17 protein-coding genes are annotated in these 18,948 nt (G+C 33.9%); 12 read left to right on the top strand and 5 right to left on the bottom strand.

Going from position 1 to position 18,948, the window contains the following annotated elements; translation table 11 throughout:
- Nucleotides 1–28 precede the first annotated feature (28 nt).
- A complete protein-coding gene (locus ABS911_RS02570; protein WP_350466152.1) occupies nt 29–1,366 on the bottom strand; it encodes a hemolysin family protein in 1,338 nt (445 codons plus the stop codon).
- A gap of 494 nt (nt 1,367–1,860) precedes the next feature.
- Here ABS911_RS02570 and ABS911_RS02575 point away from each other — a divergent pair, with 494 nt between their 5' ends.
- The 5 genes from ABS911_RS02575 (at nt 1,861) to ABS911_RS02595 (ending at nt 9,655) form a co-directional block, all read left to right on the top strand.
- Complete coding sequence (locus ABS911_RS02575; RefSeq protein ID WP_350466153.1) at nt 1,861–4,005, top strand: PBP1A family penicillin-binding protein; 2,145 nt, start codon at nt 1,861–1,863, stop codon at nt 4,003–4,005.
- Nucleotides 4,006–4,108: 103 nt separating this feature from the next.
- On the top strand, nt 4,109–4,453 hold the full coding sequence (locus tag ABS911_RS02580; RefSeq protein ID WP_350466154.1) for a YlbF/YmcA family competence regulator: 345 nt from the start codon (nt 4,109–4,111) through the stop codon (nt 4,451–4,453).
- A gap of 127 nt (nt 4,454–4,580) precedes the next feature.
- A complete protein-coding gene (locus tag ABS911_RS02585) occupies nt 4,581–5,825 on the top strand; it encodes a metallophosphoesterase family protein (RefSeq protein ID WP_350466155.1) in 1,245 nt (414 codons plus the stop codon).
- Nucleotides 5,809–8,652: an ATP-binding protein gene (locus ABS911_RS02590; RefSeq protein ID WP_350466186.1), complete on the top strand. Its 2,844-nt coding sequence runs from the start codon at nt 5,809–5,811 to the stop codon at nt 8,650–8,652. The genes ABS911_RS02585 and ABS911_RS02590 overlap by 17 nt, the downstream gene beginning before the upstream one ends.
- Nucleotides 8,653–8,686: 34 nt before the next feature.
- Nucleotides 8,687–9,655 carry a 3'-5' exoribonuclease YhaM family protein gene (locus ABS911_RS02595; RefSeq protein ID WP_350466156.1) on the top strand — a complete coding sequence of 323 codons (969 nt, stop codon included), beginning with the start codon at nt 8,687–8,689 and terminating at the stop codon, nt 9,653–9,655.
- 74 nt (nt 9,656–9,729) lie between these two features.
- Here ABS911_RS02595 and ABS911_RS02600 read toward each other — a convergent pair whose 3' ends face one another.
- The 3 genes from ABS911_RS02600 to ABS911_RS02610 form a co-directional block, all read right to left on the bottom strand.
- Nucleotides 9,730–10,731, bottom strand: a complete 1,002-nt coding sequence (locus ABS911_RS02600) for a peptidylprolyl isomerase (protein ID WP_350466157.1) — start codon at nt 10,729–10,731, stop codon at nt 9,730–9,732.
- Between the two features lie 306 nt (nt 10,732–11,037).
- Nucleotides 11,038–11,391: a YtxH domain-containing protein gene (locus ABS911_RS02605; RefSeq protein WP_350466158.1), complete on the bottom strand. Its 354-nt coding sequence runs from the start codon at nt 11,389–11,391 to the stop codon at nt 11,038–11,040.
- Complete coding sequence (locus tag ABS911_RS02610) at nt 11,391–11,822, bottom strand: HIT family protein (RefSeq protein ID WP_350466159.1); 432 nt, start codon at nt 11,820–11,822, stop codon at nt 11,391–11,393. The genes ABS911_RS02605 and ABS911_RS02610 overlap by 1 nt, the downstream gene beginning before the upstream one ends.
- 194 nt (nt 11,823–12,016) lie before the next feature.
- On the opposite strand from ABS911_RS02610, the gene ABS911_RS02615 reads away from it, so the two are divergent.
- From ABS911_RS02615 to trmB, 5 genes are all read left to right on the top strand, one after another.
- Nucleotides 12,017–12,754, top strand: coding sequence for an ABC transporter ATP-binding protein (locus ABS911_RS02615; RefSeq protein WP_350466160.1), 738 nt, complete (start codon nt 12,017–12,019; stop codon nt 12,752–12,754).
- The gene (locus ABS911_RS02620) at nt 12,751–13,977 is read left to right on the top strand and encodes an ABC transporter permease (protein ID WP_350466161.1); all 1,227 of its coding nucleotides are present in this window, start codon (nt 12,751–12,753) and stop codon (nt 13,975–13,977) included. The genes ABS911_RS02615 and ABS911_RS02620 overlap by 4 nt, the downstream gene beginning before the upstream one ends.
- A 109-nt stretch (nt 13,978–14,086) precedes the next feature.
- The gene (gene dat, locus ABS911_RS02625) at nt 14,087–14,947 is read left to right on the top strand and encodes a D-amino-acid transaminase (RefSeq protein WP_350466162.1); all 861 of its coding nucleotides are present in this window, start codon (nt 14,087–14,089) and stop codon (nt 14,945–14,947) included.
- Nucleotides 14,948–15,364: 417 nt separating this feature from the next.
- On the top strand, nt 15,365–16,159 hold the full coding sequence (locus tag ABS911_RS02630; RefSeq protein ID WP_350466163.1) for a phosphotransferase family protein: 795 nt from the start codon (nt 15,365–15,367) through the stop codon (nt 16,157–16,159).
- 120 nt (nt 16,160–16,279) lie between these two features.
- Entirely contained in the window at nt 16,280–16,930 is a 651-nt protein-coding gene (gene trmB / locus ABS911_RS02635; protein ID WP_350466164.1) for a tRNA (guanosine(46)-N7)-methyltransferase TrmB, read from the top strand.
- Between the two features lie 49 nt (nt 16,931–16,979).
- Here the strand turns inward: trmB and ABS911_RS02640 are convergent, their stop codons facing one another.
- Nucleotides 16,980–17,318, bottom strand: coding sequence for a PepSY domain-containing protein (locus ABS911_RS02640; RefSeq protein WP_350466165.1), 339 nt, complete (start codon nt 17,316–17,318; stop codon nt 16,980–16,982).
- A 177-nt stretch (nt 17,319–17,495) separates the two neighbouring features.
- On the opposite strand from ABS911_RS02640, the gene pepA reads away from it, so the two are divergent.
- Together pepA and ABS911_RS02650 are read left to right on the top strand one after the other, a co-directional pair.
- Complete coding sequence (pepA, locus tag ABS911_RS02645; protein ID WP_350466166.1) at nt 17,496–18,575, top strand: glutamyl aminopeptidase; 1,080 nt, start codon at nt 17,496–17,498, stop codon at nt 18,573–18,575.
- A 24-nt stretch (nt 18,576–18,599) separates the two neighbouring features.
- Entirely contained in the window at nt 18,600–18,917 is a 318-nt protein-coding gene (locus ABS911_RS02650; protein WP_350466167.1) for a thioredoxin family protein, read from the top strand.
- The last annotated feature ends 31 nt before the right edge of the window (nt 18,918–18,948 follow it).

Raw genomic sequence — 18,948 nt, forward strand, 5'->3', positions numbered from 1 at the left:
TCTTTTTATCTATCCTGAAATCTAAAAGTTAGTCTATTTCATTCATAGCAACTTGAGGGGTCTTTTTTATAACATCTATAACTTCAAGGGTACCATTTCCTGACTTAATAACTTTAAAGATGTAATTATTAAAAGTTAATTCTTCATCGATGGAAATATCGTATTTTTGATTCATCATCCAGCCGCCGATGGTGTCGACATCTTCTTCTTCGATGGAAAGACCAAAAATGTCATTTACATCATCAATCAACATCCTAGCACTAACGCGGTAGTGATGGTCGCCAATTTTCTTGATTTCTGGCTCACCAACAACTTCGTAATCGTCGCTAATATCACCAACAATTTCTTCAACGATATCTTCCATTGAAATAATTCCACTGGTTCCACCGTATTCATCTACAAGAACAGCAATTTGATTTCTCTCTTTTTGCATTTTTACTAGAAGCTCTTTAATAGGAATTGTTTCAATAACCGAAATGATGGGTCTAATGTATTCAGCAAAGCTAAAGGTTTCAGATAATTTTGCTTCCACGGCATCTACATAAACAGCGAATATTTCTTTTGTATTTATAATTCCTAATACAATATCTTTATCGCCATCTTTGATAACCGGGTAACGTGTAAATCGTTCTTTACTTACCAATTGAGCTATCTCTCTCAAAGTCATTGAGGTCGATACAGTCACCATTTCAGTACGAGGCACCATGATTTCACGACTCATTCGATCATCAAATGCAAATACATTTTCTACGAATTGATATTCATCGCGATTGATTTCGCCACTTTTTAAACTTTCACCCATAATGATACGAAGTTCTTCTTCAGAAACTCCTTCTTCGGGTTCACTGATATTTTTCATGCCGAGTCGGCGTGAAATACCATTTGCGATTCGATTCAATATATAAACTAAAGGATACATGATACGGAACCATATCTGTAGTGGTTTAGCAATAAATAGACCAATTTGTTCCGTTTTATTGATGGCAATATTTTTAGGTACTAACTCCCCAATAATAACTTGAAGAGAGGTTAAAATAATAAAAGATAAAGTAATTGAAGCAATCGTTGATACAGAAGACGGAATATCAAATGATGAGAATAAAAGAGTAAACAAGCGCCCAAAAGTAGGGTCACCTAACCAACCAATGGCTAATGAAGTAATGGTTACTCCTAATTGAGTTGCTGAGAGATACGTATCTAGTTTTTGTGTCATTTCTTTTAAAAGTATTGCACGTTTGTCGCCATTTTCAATTAAGTAATCCAATCTTGAAGGGCGAATGCGTACTAGTACGAATTCTGACATCACGAATAAAGCTGCGATAAATAAAATAATAAAGAATGCAATGATTCCAGTTGTAATTGACAAATTATTGTCTACGCTAGAGTTATAACGTAGACTTCACCTCCTTGTAGTGTTGTTTGCAATAAGTCATGTTTATAAATAGTTCATCATACAAAGAGTAGTTCAATGGTCATTAATAGTAAGTTCCTCAGGATGAGGCTGAAATACAAGGTGAAAAAAGACCAAAAGAAATAGTTGAATAGCTAAAACTACCCTTTTGATGAATCAATACCTTTATTCTATTTTCTGTCCCAAGGTCTCACCTCATCCTTTTTTTTAAAACTAGTATTAAAAAAACAGTCAATTTTTCCATTTTAATAAAGTCTTTAACTTTACTCTACATCAATATGGTAAAATGATAAAGAAAAAAGTAGTAAAAACTAAGTAAAATGGCGAAAAAAAACAATTGGTCAATGAAGGCATATCCTACTTAAGGAGGATGTGTCTTTATTATTGATTTGCTACACTAAGTATAATAAAGAACGATTTAGAATAAAAAGAATAAGGAATGAATGCGAATGAATAAATCTTCTTTTTTAGAGAAGTTAAAAAAAACTTTGCTCAATTTTTGGAAATGGGCAAAACCGTATCTACTAAAGTTCCATAAAATACGACAACGAATTTGGAAAAAATACCATATAAATAAAATTATCCTTTTGGTCATATTAACTGTTTCTTTAGTTGCAAGTGTTTATTTGTTGTACTTAGCAAAAACAGCAAATGTCTCTACGTTAAAAGCAGGTCTAGAACAAACAACAACGATCTATGATGTCAATAATGAAGAAGCTGGAACCTTATACTCACAAAAAGGAACGTTTATTTCTGTTGATAATATATCTGACTCGATTGAACAAGCCGTCATTTCGACTGAAGACAAACGCTTTTACAAACACTCAGGATTTGATCCAATTGGAATTGCCAGAGCGGCGGTTGGTTACGTTATCAATGGCGGGAATATTGTCGGAGGCGGGAGCACAATCACTCAGCAATTAGCTAAAAATGCTTATCTGACATTGGATCAAACATTTATTCGGAAATTAAAGGAACTTTTTTTAGCTATCGAAATTGAAAAAGTTTATACAAAAGATGAGATACTAGAAATGTATCTCAATAATTCTTATTTTGGAAATGGTGTTTGGGGAGTCGAAGATGCTTCTCAAAAATACTTTGGGAAATCTGCAGCAGAAGTAACTTTATCAGAAGCCGCTACAATAGCCGGTATGTTGAAGGCACCTACAAATTATAATCCTATTGATGATTATGATAATGCTATTTCACGAAGAAACGTTGTTTTGGACTTAATGGCAACAAACGAGATTGTTACTCAAGAAGAAGTAGACACTACAAAAGCTGGAGGGTTAACACTAGTTGATGCGTACTCAGAAAAAGAAGGATATCAATACCCTTCTTACTTTGATGCAGTAGTAAATGAAGCTATTTACACTTATGATTTAAGTGAAGAACAAATCTTAAACAAAGGGTATAAAATTTATACCTCATTAAATCAGGATTACCAACGCGCAATGGATTTAGCTTATGAAAATGATTACTTATTCCAAAATGCAGCAGATGGAACGTTGTTAGAAAGTGGTTCTGTTGCATTAGATCCTGAGACTGGAGGAGTTTTCGCCATCTTTGGGGGGAGAAAAGAACATACATTTAGAGGCTTTAATTATGCGACTCAAATGGTTAGACAACCGGGTTCTATCATCAAACCATTAGCTGTTTATACTGTTGCTTTAGAGCAAGGATACACCATTGATTCAATGTTAGTTGATGAGCCAATTTCTTATGGAAAAGATAAGTATACTCCTGAAAATGTTGACCATGAGTATGAAGGAGAAGTACCGATGTATCAAGCATTGGCAGAGAGTAAGAATACCTCAGCGGTCTGGCTTCTAAATGAAATCGGGTTAAACAAAGGATTTAAAAAAGTTGAAGATTTCGGTATTCCTCTAACAGAAGGAACTGAAGGGGATGAATATCTAGGGCTAGCTCTAGGTGGATTAAGTAAAGGAGTCTCTCCTCTTCAAATGGCGAGTGCCTATACAACGTTCGCTAATGGCGGTGTGATGAGTGAAGGACATTTCATTACTAAAATCGTTGATGCCACAGGCGCAGTCATTGTTGATAACACAGAACCCGAAATGAAAAAAGTGACTACTCCAGAAGTTGCAGATCAAATGACGAGCATGCTGATGGGCGTCTTTACAAATGGTACAGCACAAAATAATAAACCATCTGGTTATACGATAGCTGGAAAAACTGGGAGTACAGAAGTAACATTTAATGATGAGGGTGGTACAACGGATCAATGGACAGTTGGTTATACACCTGATATTGTAGTTGCAACTTGGATGGGATTTGACCCAACTGATGAAGAACATTATATGACAACAGGTAGTTCCACTGGTGTAGGACCTTTGTTTAAAAAACAAATGGAGAATATTCTTCCATACACTGAACTAACAGCTTTCAATACAGAGAGTGCCCAAGAAATTGTTGCTGCAGAAGCAGAAAATGAAGCAGGTTCTAATGACTGGAAACAAGGTGTAAAAGACACAATTGATTCAATTGGCGGAAAAGTAAAGGAAGGTTCGGATATTGTTAAAGACAAAATTGGAAACTTGCTTGATCAATTTAAAAATAAAGTGACGCAATAGAAAAAAAGTTAGTGATTTAGATGAGAATATTGGAAAAATAATGCGTGAAATGATATAGTTATTAAGATGAAACCATTATTTGAATTGGAGAGTGAAGTATATTATGAGTACAAATATTTATGATACAGCCAACGCTTTAGAAAAAGAATTAAGAGATAGTGAAGAATACACTGTTTTAGTAGCAGCTTTTGATGAAGTGAAAAAAGACGAAGCAGCTAGCAAAATGTACTTTGACTTCCAAGAAGTTCAAATTAAATTACAACAAAAACAAATGTCAGGTGAACAAATTACTGAAGAAGAAATCGCTGAAGCTCAAAACTTAGCTCAAACTTCTGGAGAAAATGATGTTATCAAAGAATTGATGGAAGCTGAACAACGTTTAAGCACATTGATCGAAGATTTAAACCGCATCATTATGAAACCTGTTCAAGATGTTTACCAAGGTTAAGCAATAGAGGGCAAAAAAGAACTCACTAGTATAAAAGAGTAGTGAGTTCTTTTTTTTCTGATATTAAAGGAACGTATGTGCCCTTCATAAGCTGGAGGCTATAAAAAGAAAGGAAAGAGTGGATACGATGGTTAAATTTATTCATGCAGCTGATCTGCATTTGGATAGCCCTTTTATTGGCTTAAAAACGTTACCTGATTTTATTTGGAATGCTATTTATTTATCTACTTTTTCAGCTTTGACTACAATCGTGGATAGTGCGATACAAGAAAAGGTGGATTTTATCTGCCTAGTTGGAGATATTTATGATAATGATGAGCGTAGTGTGAAAGCTCAAGCATATTTACGAAATGAAATGGAACGATTGAATAAAGCTGAAATACCAGTCTATCTATTACATGGAAATCATGATTACATAGAAAATACTGGGTTACACTTAGAAATGCCCGAAAATGTCGTTTTATTTACAGAAACAGTGGAAACAAAGTGGTATACGACAACGGAAAAGGATCAGGTCGCCATTAGTGGTTTTAGTTACGATAAAAGATGGGTCCTTGAACGAAAAATTAAGGAGTATCCAGAAAAATATCCACATGCAAAGTATCATATTGGACTGTTACACGGCTTCTCTGAAGGCTTAGATTCAGAACACGGAAACTATGCACCATTCTCATTAGGAGAGTTGAGAAGTAAGAGATATGATTACTGGGCCTTAGGTCATATTCATAAGAGACAACAGTTAGCTGAAAATCCACCTGTCATCTATCCTGGAAATACTCAAGGTAGAAGCAGCAAGGAAAGTGGAGAAAAAGGTTTTGAATTAGTAAGCTTGACTGAATCTGGAGTGTCAATGGAATTTAGACCGACTTCAACGATTCAATGGAAGACAATTGACCTTTCAATTAAAGAAATCAAGAGTTTAGATGAGCTTTACAAAGTCTTGAAGACTGTTATCGAAGAACAAAAAAATGATTTCTATAGTCTATTCCTTTCCATTCATTTAGTGGATAGTGAGAATTTGCTTGAAGGAGTCCTAAAAAAAATCAATCAAGGTGAATTATTAGAAGCCTTACAACAAATTCCAAAAACAGATACTTTCGTATGGGTCCACAAAATAGAATTGCAGACAGTAGTTGAAAATCGGATACCAGCTATCCAAAAGATTTTTCCAAATGAATGGGAACAAATTCAGAAAGAAATTGAAAAAGAAAGTTTATTTAATGAAATAACGAATGCTCTTTTTGATTTCCCAGGAATGGAAGAAGTTGTGGAAACACGTGAAGAAAATTACCGAAAAAAAATTGTAAAAGATGCTAAAGAGTTGGTTCGCAATCAACTTGGATTTGAAAGAAGTGATGACCTTGAAGATTAAATCAATGGAAATATATGGTTATGGAAAATGGGTAGACCACAAAATCGAGGATATAACTAACTTGCAATTGTTTTATGGAGAAAATGAAGCTGGAAAAACAACTTTAATGTCGTTTATTCACAGTGTTCTTTTTGGATTTCCTTCTAAGATGAGTTCTGAGCTAAGATATGAACCTAAGAGTAGCAGCCAATACGGAGGAAGGCTCTTTTTAACTGGTACACAATATGGGGATGTTCAAATTGAGCGTGTACGAGGAAAAGCAAACGGCACGGTTACGGTAACTTTTGCTAGTGGAGAAACAGGTGGCGAAGAATGGCTTGAAAAAATATTATCTGGGCTTGATAAGACAACTTATCAAGCGTTATTTTCTTTTAATTTAGCGGGTCTTCAAAAAGTCCAACAATTAAATCGTGAAAAATTGAATCGTTATTTTTTAAGTGTAGGAACAATTGGGAACGAACAGTTGTTAAAGGTTGCAGATAAATTTCAAACGGAAGCGAGCAAGTTGTTTAAGCCCAATGGACGAGTGACCGTTATTAATAAAAAAATGGCCGATGTTGAAGCAAAAAGGAAGCAAGTAAAACTAGCAAAAGAAAAGAATAGTCAGTACATGAATTGGCTGCTTGAAAAAGATAATCTTGAAAAAGAGTTGATCAGCCTACGAGAACAACGGACACATTATGAAAATAAAGTATTTAAGTTAAACCAATTAGAATCAAATTGGGTACTTTTTAGTGAGATGCAAGACATTCAGCATCAAATAAAAAAGGAACAGCTGGAAGAATTGCCGAAAGATGGATTGTACCAGCTCAATCATTACAATCAAGAAATAAATCAACTTAAATTAACCATTACGCAACAGCAAGAAAAAGTGCATTATCTTAGAGATAAAACAGAGGAAACAAGGCAACTTAAAGTGTTTATTGAACATAGAGATGAAATGATCCAATTGATGGAAAATCTGGATCATATCCAAGCTAAGTTACAAGAAACTACTTTTATTAAAGAAACCATTTTGGCTACACAACACCAATTTTTACGTGAAAAACAACAATTAGGTCTAGAGGAACAACAAGCTATACCAGCTGTTATGACTGAGGAAAGTCGGTTTAAATTAAATGATTTACAAGTCAAACAAGCTCAAGTTGAGCAAAGAATAAAACAACTAACAGAACGTATAGCGTTTTTGAACTTCCAGCAAGAATCTTTAGGAAATCAACTAGATAAATTAGAAAAAAGACTATGGGATAATCAAACCTATCAAAAAGTAGAAGATCAACTAGAAAAAAATAATCCTGATCTACGTGCGTATAATAAAGTAGATAAGCAAAGTGAGAAAAAATTAAGTAAAGGAAAACTCATCAACCTAGTTGTCGGGTTAATGATAAGTATTTTAGGCCTGTATATGTCTAATGGAATTGGTTTAGTTCTTACAACTGCTGGTTTAGGCCTCCTACTCTATAGTATTTGGTCAATCGTTAAAAAAACTAAAATACCAAATAAAATAGAAGAGATTAGAGAGACTTCGTATTCATTTGAAGAATATATTCAACAAACGGAAATTCGAAAACAATGGCGAGAAAAACTTGCAGAAATTGATCAAGTCATTCTTGAATTAAACGAGAAACAGGCTCAATATGAAGACGCTGAAAATCAACAACTTCATATTGAAAAAGAATTTCGATCATGGAAACAAGTATGTGGTTATCCACTAGAGTATTCAACAAGCGAATTGATGCAAGAAACGGATATTTTCGAAGCAATAAGAGAAAAAGCAAACAGTATTTATGAAAAACAAACACAATTAAGCCAGATGGAAAGTGAAATAATTGAGTGGAAAGAATCTATCAGTTATTTGCAGCCGGTTATTTTTGTTGACTGGAATAGTAATATGCAGCTAATTGAAGGAATAAAACAATTTTTTAAAGAAGTTACAGCTGATGAGGAAAAAATAAAAGATCTTATAAGGCAGCATAAAGTAGCGCATCAGCATATCGAGCAGCTCATTATGCAACAAAAAGAGTTTGAACAAAAGAGAAGGTATCTTCTTCAAACTGTTAAAGCTAAAACTGAAGAAGACTTCCGGAAAAAATATGTATTAGAGGAAGAATTAACAACAAAAAAAGCTCGTTTAAATTTGTTAGAACAGCAAGTTGGTGAATACAGTGCATTGTTAGAAAAATATCGTGATAAGGCTGCTTTAATTGAAAGCATCCAAGGTTTAAAAGCGAATCTGCAACAATTAAAAGAATTGATTGAAAGCAAATTAAATAAAAAAATTAAAACAGAAGTCGCATTAAAAAATTTAGAAGTTGGTGGAGCTTATTCTGAATTATTGCAAGAATATGCTAATTTAAAGAGTGAAACACAAATTTTAGTTGATGAATGGACAACATATAAAATAGCTGCAGAACTTATTGAACGAACGTTAACTGAAGCTAGGAAAGATCGTTTCCCAGCTACTATTCGTGATACGACCTACTTTTTTGCTATTTTGACAAATGGAAATTACCAAAAAGTTTTCTTAAAAGACCAAACGATAACGGTTCAACGTAAAGACGGCACTTTATTTGAGGCTTCTGAAATTTCCCAAGCAACGGCTGAACAACTGTATGTGGCTCTGCGTTTTTCATTCGTAAAAAATGCTAGTGACTTAATTCAATTGCCGTTGTTAGTAGATGATGGATTTGTAAATTTTGATCACCAAAGGAAAAAAGAGATGTATCAACTATTACAGAGAATTAGTGAAGACATACAAGTATTTTATTTTACATTTGATGAATCTGTAACAGATGTTTTTCGAAAAGAGCAGATAGAAATGTTATAATAAAGAAAAGATGCAAATAGAAAGAGGGAGTCAAATGGAAAAGAAATTATTTGAGTATACGAATGATGATACCTTCGACATTTATTTATTAATCAAATCAGCTGATATTCGAGTTGCTAAAAATGGTAAAAAATTTATTGCTTTTACGTTTCAAGATACAAGCGGTCAAATGGATGGTAAATATTGGGATGCTTCAGAAGATGATATTGCAGCATTTACTGCTGGAAAAGTGGTGAAAGTTTCAGGTAAAAGAGAGCTTTATCAAGGAAATCCTCAAATCAAACTATTTAAAATTGCAGTAACAAAATCGGGAGATCCAGATAATCCTGATTTATATGTTGAAAGAGCACCATTAAAGAAAGAAGATATGATGGAAGAAATAAACGATACATTATTTGAGATTACAAATGCGAATATGAATCGGATTGTACGTTATTTATTGAATCATTACCAAAAACCTTTCTTTCAGCACCCAGCAGCTAAACGATTTCACCATGCTTTTACTGGTGGACTAGCTTTCCATACCGTGTCCATGTTAAGAATTGCAAAGACAATTGCGACTCAATACGAAGATATCAATAAGCCGTTACTTTATGCTGGTGTTATCTTGCATGATTTAGGCAAAATTATTGAACTGTCTGGACCAATATCTACAGAGTATACTTTAGAAGGAAATCTTTTAGGTCATATTGTGATAGTAGATGAAGAAATCACGAAAGCTTGTCTTGCGCTAAAAATTGATGAAAAAAGTGAAGATGTTTTACTTTTGAAACATATGGTATTGGCCCATCATGGACTGCTTGAGTATGGTTCTCCGGTTAGACCAAAGTTAAGAGAAGCTGAAATTTTATATATGATCGATAATTTAGATGCAACTGTTAATATGTTAAATTCGACATTAAATAGAACAGAGCCAGGGATGTTTACAGAAAGAATTTTTGGATTAGATAATCGGACATTCTACAAACCTAATGAATCGGAAAAAACAACTGAAAGTAAATAAAAAAAATGGAGTTAGGATGAATATCCTAACTCCATTTTTTTTTAATTATTTAATGTTGCTAGATCCACTAATGATTATTCAGCAGCAGAGTCTTCTACAGCTGATTCCTCAGTAGCAGAGCTATCAGCAGCTGGTTCTTCAGTAGTAGATTCCTCAGTAGCAGAACTATCAGCAGCTGGTTCCTCAGTAGTAGATTCTTCAACAGCAGAGTCTTCTGCAGGAGCCAAGTAAGCGTCCATTGCAGTAGCTAAATCTTTATCATCAATAATGATGTTTGCATCTTGCATAATACCTGAGATTACTTCTTGAATAGCAGCACTATCAGCTAATGTAGCAGTTAATAATTGATCTTTGATTGTGTCCGTTTCTTCTTCAAGTGTTCCTTTTTCAGGTTTTTCAATCATTTTGATAACGTGGAAACCATATTCTGTAGCAACGGGTTCAGTTGTCATTTCGCCTTCTTCTAAAGCAAAAGCTGCTTCTTCGAACTCAGGAACCATTTCCCCAGATGCGAAAGTTATTTCTCCACCATTAGGAGCAGTAGCAGTATCTATAGAGTTTTCAGTAGCCAGTTCTGCAAAATCAGCACCATCATTTATTTGAGTGATAAGGTCTTTTGCAGTTTCTTCATCTTCTACAAGAATATGAGCGGCTGTTACAGAAGGTACATAAGCATCATAAGCTGCTTGGATTTCTTCTTCAGTAAATTCTGTTTTATCTTTTACTGCTTCTTCAATTAAAAGATTTAAACGAATCGTGTCTTTATAATTTTCAGCGGTATAACCTTGTTGCAACATGATGTATTCAAATGCTTCAGCGCCACCATAATTTTCTTCTTCAGTAGAGTATTGTTTGTCTACTACTTCATCTGTAACTGTATCTCCGTATAAATCAGTTAAGACATCTTCGATAATCAATTGTTGAAGCATGCTTGTTCCAACGGTTTCTTTCATTGCTTCATAAAACTCATCTTCTGTAATTTTTCCTGCAGTTGATGAGGCAACAGTGCTATCTGAACAACCTGCAATTGTTAATCCGGCTAAGATAGTAGCTGTAGCTAGTAATAATTTTTTCATTTCCCTTACACATCCATTTCTTTTATTTTACGTTACCAAACTATTTCCTAATGACAAATATAAATATACCATACTCATTTGTATAAAAAAAACTAAAATCCCATTATTTAGTTTAAAGTCAATTAAAAATCACAAAAAAAGCACAATCAATCGAGTTTTTGAAAAAAATCAGATGGAATAGACACTTATAGCTACGAATTTTTCTCTATTTTTTACAAATGATTATATTAGCTCTTTAAAGTTACATTTAGATAAACAAATGGAGTTGAGACCTAAAGGTCTCAACTCCATTATTAAAGTAACTGACTAAGCTTCTTTCATACTTTGTGTTAAATCTTCCATGTCTGCGGTTAGTTTCTCAGTATGTTCTTGAATTCGGCGCATACGAGGTTCTGCTTCATAGGTGAACTCATCAACAGACTCTTTTACATCTTGTGTAAATTCTTCTGCTAATGTTTTACCTTCGTTTGTTAATTGAGCTATTGCTCCTTTTAAATCATTAACACTTCTAGATACGTCATTTACTAATACAGTTGTGTCATCAACATACGTTTTTAATACAGCTCTATTTTCTTTACCAGTACGTGGAGACTTAAGAAGACCATATACTCCTCCAGCTGCAGCACCTAAAATCAACCCATTTATAAAATGATTAGACATTAATATCCCTCCAATTTGTTTTTTATGTTTACTGCGATACTATCTAATTCTTCAGTGGTGAAATTACCGGAATGATCACCGAAATGAATAGAAAAATCATCTTGTTCGTCATAACGAGGCAAGATATGTATGTGTGAATGGAAAACAGATTGATAAGCAACAGTACCATTATTATTAATGATATTCATTCCTTTAATAGCAGGATTGGATTTCTTGATTGCTGTTGCAATTTTTGGGATTTTGCTACCAATCGTAGCCGCTAAATTTTCATCTAATTCAAAAATATCCGCAACATGTTTTTTAGGAACGACTAAGGTATGACCTGGTGTTACTTGAGTAATATCTAAAAAAGCTACTACATCATTGTCCTCATAAATTTTTCTGCTAGGTATTTCATTGTTAATAATTTTACAAAAAATACAGTCTGACATTTATAATCCTTCTTTCCGCTGCAAACTCTTTATATATAATGTGCAATTAATAGAGAAATACATTCTCTTATTTAACAAATGTATCATAAAACTTAAGGAAAGTGAAACGGTAACACATTAAAACAGAAAAGATTCTCTCCTGTTCTTATGGTACAATTACTACAATAAATTGTGTAGAAGGGACTAAACTAATTATGAGTTTAACAGTAACACATGTTACAGGAGGCTATAGTCAAATTCCTGTATTAAAAGACGTATCTTTTGAAGTAGGATCTGGAAAATTAATTGGCTTAATCGGTTTAAATGGAGCAGGTAAAAGTACAACTATAAAACATATTATTGGTCTGTTACAATCTCAAAAAGGAGAAATCAGTATCGATGGTTTAACCTTAAAGAACGATAAAGAAAATTACCGGAAAAAATTTGGTTTTATTCCTGAAACGCCTGTTTTATATGAAGAATTGACCTTAAAAGAGCACATTGAAATTACAGCAATGGCTTATGATATACCAATCGAAATCGCTTATGAACGTGCCAATAAATTATTAAAAACATTTAGATTAGAAAATAAGTTGGAATGGTTCCCAGCAAATTTCTCTAAAGGAATGAAGCAAAAAGTTATGATTCTTTGTGCTTTTTTAGTGGAGCCAAGTCTATACATCATCGATGAACCATTCTTGGGATTGGACCCTCTAGGCATCAACGCCCTTTTGGAACTTATGGAAGAGATGAAAAAACAAGGTGCTTCAATTTTAATGTCTACTCACATATTGGCTACAGCTGAAAGACAATGTGATGGATTTGTTTTATTACATGAAGGCAAAGTAAAAGCTGAAGGGACTCTAGAAGACTTGAGAAAAACTTTTAACATGCCTGATGCAACGCTAGATGAGTTGTACATTCAATTAACAAAAGAAGAGGACAGTAAATGATGAAAGAAATTTGGAAGAAGCGAGTGAAGCAACACCAAAAGAAAATGATGAAGTACATGAAATATATTTTTAATGATCATTTTGTCATAGTGTGTTTATTTTTAGTCGGTGCGATGGGATATGCGTATTCTAATTATCTGAAAACCCTAACGTCTTATGATGTAAAAGGGCAATTAATAGGAGTCGTCGTTTTTACAGTGGTACTCAGCATTGGAAAACTAGCGACACTTATTCAACCAGCGGATGCTGTATTTATGCTACCTAAAGAAAGTGCTATGGAAGACTATTTTAAACAGGCTAAATCGAGAAGTTTGTGGCTCCCTAGTTTTGTCATTCTAGTTGTTGTGGCTGTATTAATGCCATTACTAGTTGCAATGTCTGGATTTGCTTTTTCTGATATGTTTTATTTTGTACTAATGTTGATTATTTTAAAAGAGACTGATCTCAATGCTCAGGTCCTCAATTTAAAAATAAAAGAAACAAAAGAATGGATTAAAATACGCTTTCTTTTATTTGGTATTTATTTGATCGTGTCAAGTCTTGCGCTATTTATCAGTCCTATAGTTGGATTAGTAGGAGCTGTGGTTGTAGCTGTAAGTTATCGCTTTTTAGCCAATCAAAAGAATGTTGCTCTAACGTATCAATGGGAAAAAATGATAAAAGATGAGACTAATCGAATGAAGCGGATCTATCAGTTTATTAACTTGTTCACTGATATTCCAGCATTAAAGGGGTCTGTTAAAAGAAGAGTTTATTTAGATGTTTTTTTGAATCCTATCAAAAAAAACCACAAAAATGTTTTTTACTATCTGTATGCTAGAGCATTTGTGAGGGGTACTGAATATAGTGGTTTATATGTTCGGTTGGTTGTTATTGCTATGTTGCTTAGCAGTTTAGGACAATCATTTATATTAAGTCTCTTTTTAACAGTCGTATTTCTTTACCTAACTGCCTTTCAACTATTGCCACTTTATTTTCATTTTGATAATCTATCGTTAACAGTTTTGTACCCTGTAAAGAAAAGCAATAAACTTCAGGCAATAAAGAAGTTAATGCTGATAATTATGATGATTGAAGGTTTTTTGATTATTGGTGTCTCTGCTTTTTACCTATCCTTTACAGAAGTACTGATTGCAGGAAGCGTTGTTGTCGCGTTTAACATAGGGTTTTGTCAACTTTATTTACCGTCACGGATAAATAAAATGATCAAATTACAGCATTAAGCACTCAGTGAGCTTAACTAATTAAAGATTTAGAATGCAAAGTACCATGATTTTTGATATGATAGAAAAAATTTAGCAGGTATTATTTTTTGAAGGAAGAGGTTGAAAAATGAAAGTTATTTGGAATAATCAAATTGTTGAACGTAGTGAAGTTAAAATTGACATGGAAGACAGAGGTTATCAATTTGCAGATGGGATTTATGATGTCGTAAGGGCTTATAATGGTAAGTTTTTTACGTTAAATGAACATGTAGATCGATTGTTTTCAAGTGCCGAAAAAATTGAACTGGTTATGCCTTTTACAAAAGGGGAACTAAAACAGCTTTTAAGTGCTTTGATTAAAGAAAATGGTATCGATACGGGTAATATATACATGCAATTAACTAGAGGAATTGGAATTCCCAGAAATCACACATATACTGATCCAGAGTTAGTACCGCCAGTATTTACAGCTACAACTACGATTGTTCCGCGAGATCAAGAAAAAATGGATCAAGGGATGTCTGCTTTTATCGTACCTGATATGCGATGGTTGAGATGCGACATTAAATCAATTAGTTTACTTGGAAACATAATGGCTAAGCACGAAGCCCATAAAAAAGGTGGAGATGAAGCGATACTGCACCGCGATGGTGTTGTTACAGAATGTTCCTCTTCAAATGTATGGATGATTAAAGATGGTACTATCTATACACATCCAGATGGCAATCTTGTTCTACCTGGGATCACTAAAATAATGTTGTTAAAGGTTGCTCGAAAAGCAGGAATGTTAGTTAAGGAAGAAGCCTTTACTATAGAAGATTTAAAAGAGGCAGATGAAGTATTTGCTTCAAGTACAACGATGGAAGCTATGCCTATCATAAGTATAGATGGAAATCCTGTTGGACATGGAAAACGTGGAGCCATTGTTGAAAATCTTCAACAATTATACGTTGATGCGGTTGAAGAAGAGTGTGGACAAATAAGATAGAGATTATAAGAAAACCAGCCGAACTGTTTTGTTTGGCTGATTTTTTTTGTAGAAAAAATGACACTAATAAAGTAGGATGTTAAAAAAATGAAATAAAAATGCAATGAACGGCTCGTGCCAACTTCTATCATCCGTTTTCATAGAAATAAAATAAACGTATTTATAGAAAAAGAACGTATATATGCTTGACGTAGAAAGAAATTCTATCTAAAATAGAAAATGAACAGAAAGATAGATGTCTTTTGTGATATCTGTCCTTTTTTTGTCTGGCTTTACGGGTAAACTATAAATGATTTAGTGCTATTGGTTTAACGGGTTTAAACTTTTTCGCTTATTCGAATAAGATGTTACAATCCCGTTTTGCTTTTCACGTCTGTGTAGAAATGTTTCAGAATATAAAGCAAGGAATGATTTGGTATGGATTTTGAAATAGATTCTGGATGGAAATTGCATCCCGTTGGTGGTGACACTGGACAAGCGTATATGGGTACAAGGGCAGAAGAAAAGCTTTTTTTGAAGCGAAATTCTTCACCTTTTTTAGCTGCATTATCTGTTGAGGGAATTACACCAAGATTGATGTGGACAAAACGCATCGGCAATGGAGATGTACTAACCGCTCAAGAGTGGTTAAACGGAAGAGCACTTACTAAAACAGAAATGTCCTCACCACAGGTAGCACGGCTCATTAGTCGAATACATAATTCTGCGACATTGAGAAGAATGCTTGCTCGTGTAGGCGGTGAAATTGTTACTCCTGATCAGTTAATTCAAAAGTATGAAGATAACTTGCCTTTAGATTTATACAATCATCCGTTACTATCACGAATAATAACAAAACTAAAAGCTGAAGTAGAATTAATGAATATAGTTGAAACAAAAGTTTGTCATGGAGATATTTACCGGAAAAATTGGCTTTTATCAGATGAGAACCGTCTTTATCTAGTTGATTGGGATTCAGCTATGCTATGTGATCCAGCGATGGATCTGAGTATGTTGCTTTGCCAATATGTACCAAAAGATAACTGGGTTGATTGGTTAGTTCACTATGATACGGAGCTAACAGAAGAACTGAAAACGCGTATTATGTGGTATGCATTGATGAATTATTTGATTCAAACAAAAAAACACCATAGCGAAACCAGATTCCATGAAATGAATAAAGACATTATGATGCTACAAACTCTTTATCAAGGTCAAAATTACTTTTTTTAATTAACAATTAGCTCTACCTAGTTTTAGCATTTATTCAAATCCTCTTCCTGTTTTTGAAGAGGATTTTTCTATGTAACTAGTAAAAAATAATGGAATACAAAAAGAATGGAGAATAAGAATATGCGTTTAAGAAATAAACCAAATGCACCACAAAAAATTGCTGATTTCCCTCAGTATATACCAGAACAACCGGATAATTGGGTAGGAAGATGGCACGAAAGATTTGGCAATGATCACCCTATTCATATTGAAGTCGGTACAGGAAAAGGCCGTTTTATTACTGAAATGGCAAAGTTACACCCAGAAATCAATTATATTGGTATTGAACTTCAGATGAGTGTCATAGTTGTTGCATTAGATAGGTTAATCGAGGAACAATTACCGAATCTTCAACTGTTACATGTTAATGGGGGTTCTGTAACTCAATATTTTGCAGAAGGAGAAGTTGACCAAGTTTATTTAAACTTTTCTGATCCATGGCCAAAAACACGTCATGAAAAAAGACGTCTAACGTATAAGAGCTTTTTAGAAAGTTATGAGACTATCCTTGTATCTGAAGGCGAAATTCACTTTAAAACGGATAATCAAGGGCTATTTGAATATTCATTGAGCAGTTTTTCAAAGTACGGCATGACACTTGAACAAGTATGGTTAAACTTACATGAGAGTGACTTTGAAGGGAATGTTAGGACTGAATATGAAGAAAAATTTTCTTCGAGAGGCAGTAGGATTTATCGTGTGGTAGCAAAATTCCCTAAAAAAACCAAATAAGAAAAGCGTTAAACCTAGAATCTATTCTGGGTTTAACGCTTTTTTTTATTTAAATACGGTATAAATCTAAGATACTACCTGTGTAAGCATCTGCGATAAATTCGTATTGAATTAATTGGTCTTCTTCAATTCTTGAAATTCCGCCATAATAAACATCTGTTTTAAGCGCAAATTTTTGTAAGGGAACTTTTTGTAATTCTATCCATGAACCTTCTATAGGACCTTCTTTTAAAAATAATTGTTTAACGTATTTTAAAATGGCATCTCCATGGATTGTCTTTTTTGCAGTGATTAGTTTATGAAGAACATAGCCGCAAGTTAATCCAGCTCCTAAAAGTAAGCCGCCAGCTAAAATATATGGTGTTGTTTCTTTTGTTTTACATACCATTTAATAAACTCTCCAATCTAATATTATTTTTTTATAGTATACCATGTTTAAAAATAAATGAAATTAAAGCATTCCTTCTTAAAATTAATTTGATTTAAGGTATAATAGAATAAATAGAGTTATAAGGGGGATAGATCATGTAGGTTGAATTAAAAGTACCTATATGGGAAAACAATAATGGAAGATAAAACATTCGATTTAATCAAGAAATTAACTGAAGCTCAAGGAACAAGTGGCTTCGAACACCGTGTGCGTGATATTATGCGTAAAGAAATGACACCTTTAGTAGATGAAGTCCAACAAGATGGTCTTGGAGGTATTTTTGGAATCCGCAAAAGTAAAACGGAAAATGCACCGAAAATTATGGTAGCAGCTCATATGGATGAAGTTGGTTTTATGATAGCTAGCATTTCAAAACAAGGATTATTTAGAGTAGTACCTTTAGGTGGATGGAATCCGTATGTGGTTTCAGCACAACGTTTTACACTTCAAACAGCTAAAGGCGACTATCCGTGTGTTTCTTCCTCCGTTCCGCCTCACTTATTAAGAGGCAAAGATGGAGCTGGGAGCAAATTAGACATCGCTGATATTTTATTTGATGCAGGTTTTGATTCTAAAGAAGAAGCTGAAGCATTTGGTGTACGCCCAGGAGATGCAATCGTACCTGATGTGGAAACGATAAAAATGGCTAATGGTAAAAAAATCCTAAGCAAAGCTTGGGATAATCGCTATGGTACAACTGTTGTTATTGAAGCCTTAAAAGAACTACAAGGTGAGCAGCTTCCGAATACACTAATTGCTGGAGCTAACGTTCAGGAAGAAGTAGGTTTGCGTGGAGCAAAAGGTGCTGTTCACCAATTTAAACCTGATTTATTCTTTGCTGTAGATTGTTCACCAGCGGATGATTTGACTGGCGATAAAGACAAGTTTGGTCATCTAGGAGAAGGTTTCTTATTAAGGATTCAAGATCCGGGAATGATTACATTAAAAGGAATGCGTGAGTTCTTGCTGGATACTGCAGCAACATATAATATCCCATATCAATATTTTGTTTCTAAAGGCGGTACAGATGCTGGTGCAGCTCATCAAATGAACAATGGAGTTCCAAGTGCAGTAATTGGGGTGTGTGCTCGTTATATCCACACTCATCAAACGGTTTTTCATATTGACGACTATGCTGCAGCAAAAGAGATGGTTGTGCAAGTTGCACGAACATTAGACCGCAGTGCGTTTGAAACAATTATGAAAAATAATTAATTGAACATAGAGAGGATTAATAAAATGGAATTATTAAATACAGTTGAGGAATTTTATATAATGGTTAAAGAAAGTAAAAGAAAAACGATTTTCTTTTTCACAGCTGATTGGTGTGGAGATTGTCAATTTATCAAACCTATCATGCCTGAAATAATCGAAAACCATTCTGAAATTGATTTTGTAGAAGTCGACCGTGATAAATTTATTGATCTTTGTGGCGATTTGTCTATTTTTGGAATCCCTAGTTTTGTAGCATTTGAAAACGGAGAAGAGACTGGACGTTTTGTGAACAAAGACCGTAAAACTAAAGAAGAAATAGAGCAGTTTATAGCAACCCTGTAATGGATAACTAAAATGATAAGAGGAGATGTGA

This window comes from Carnobacterium sp. (assembly GCF_040274425.1).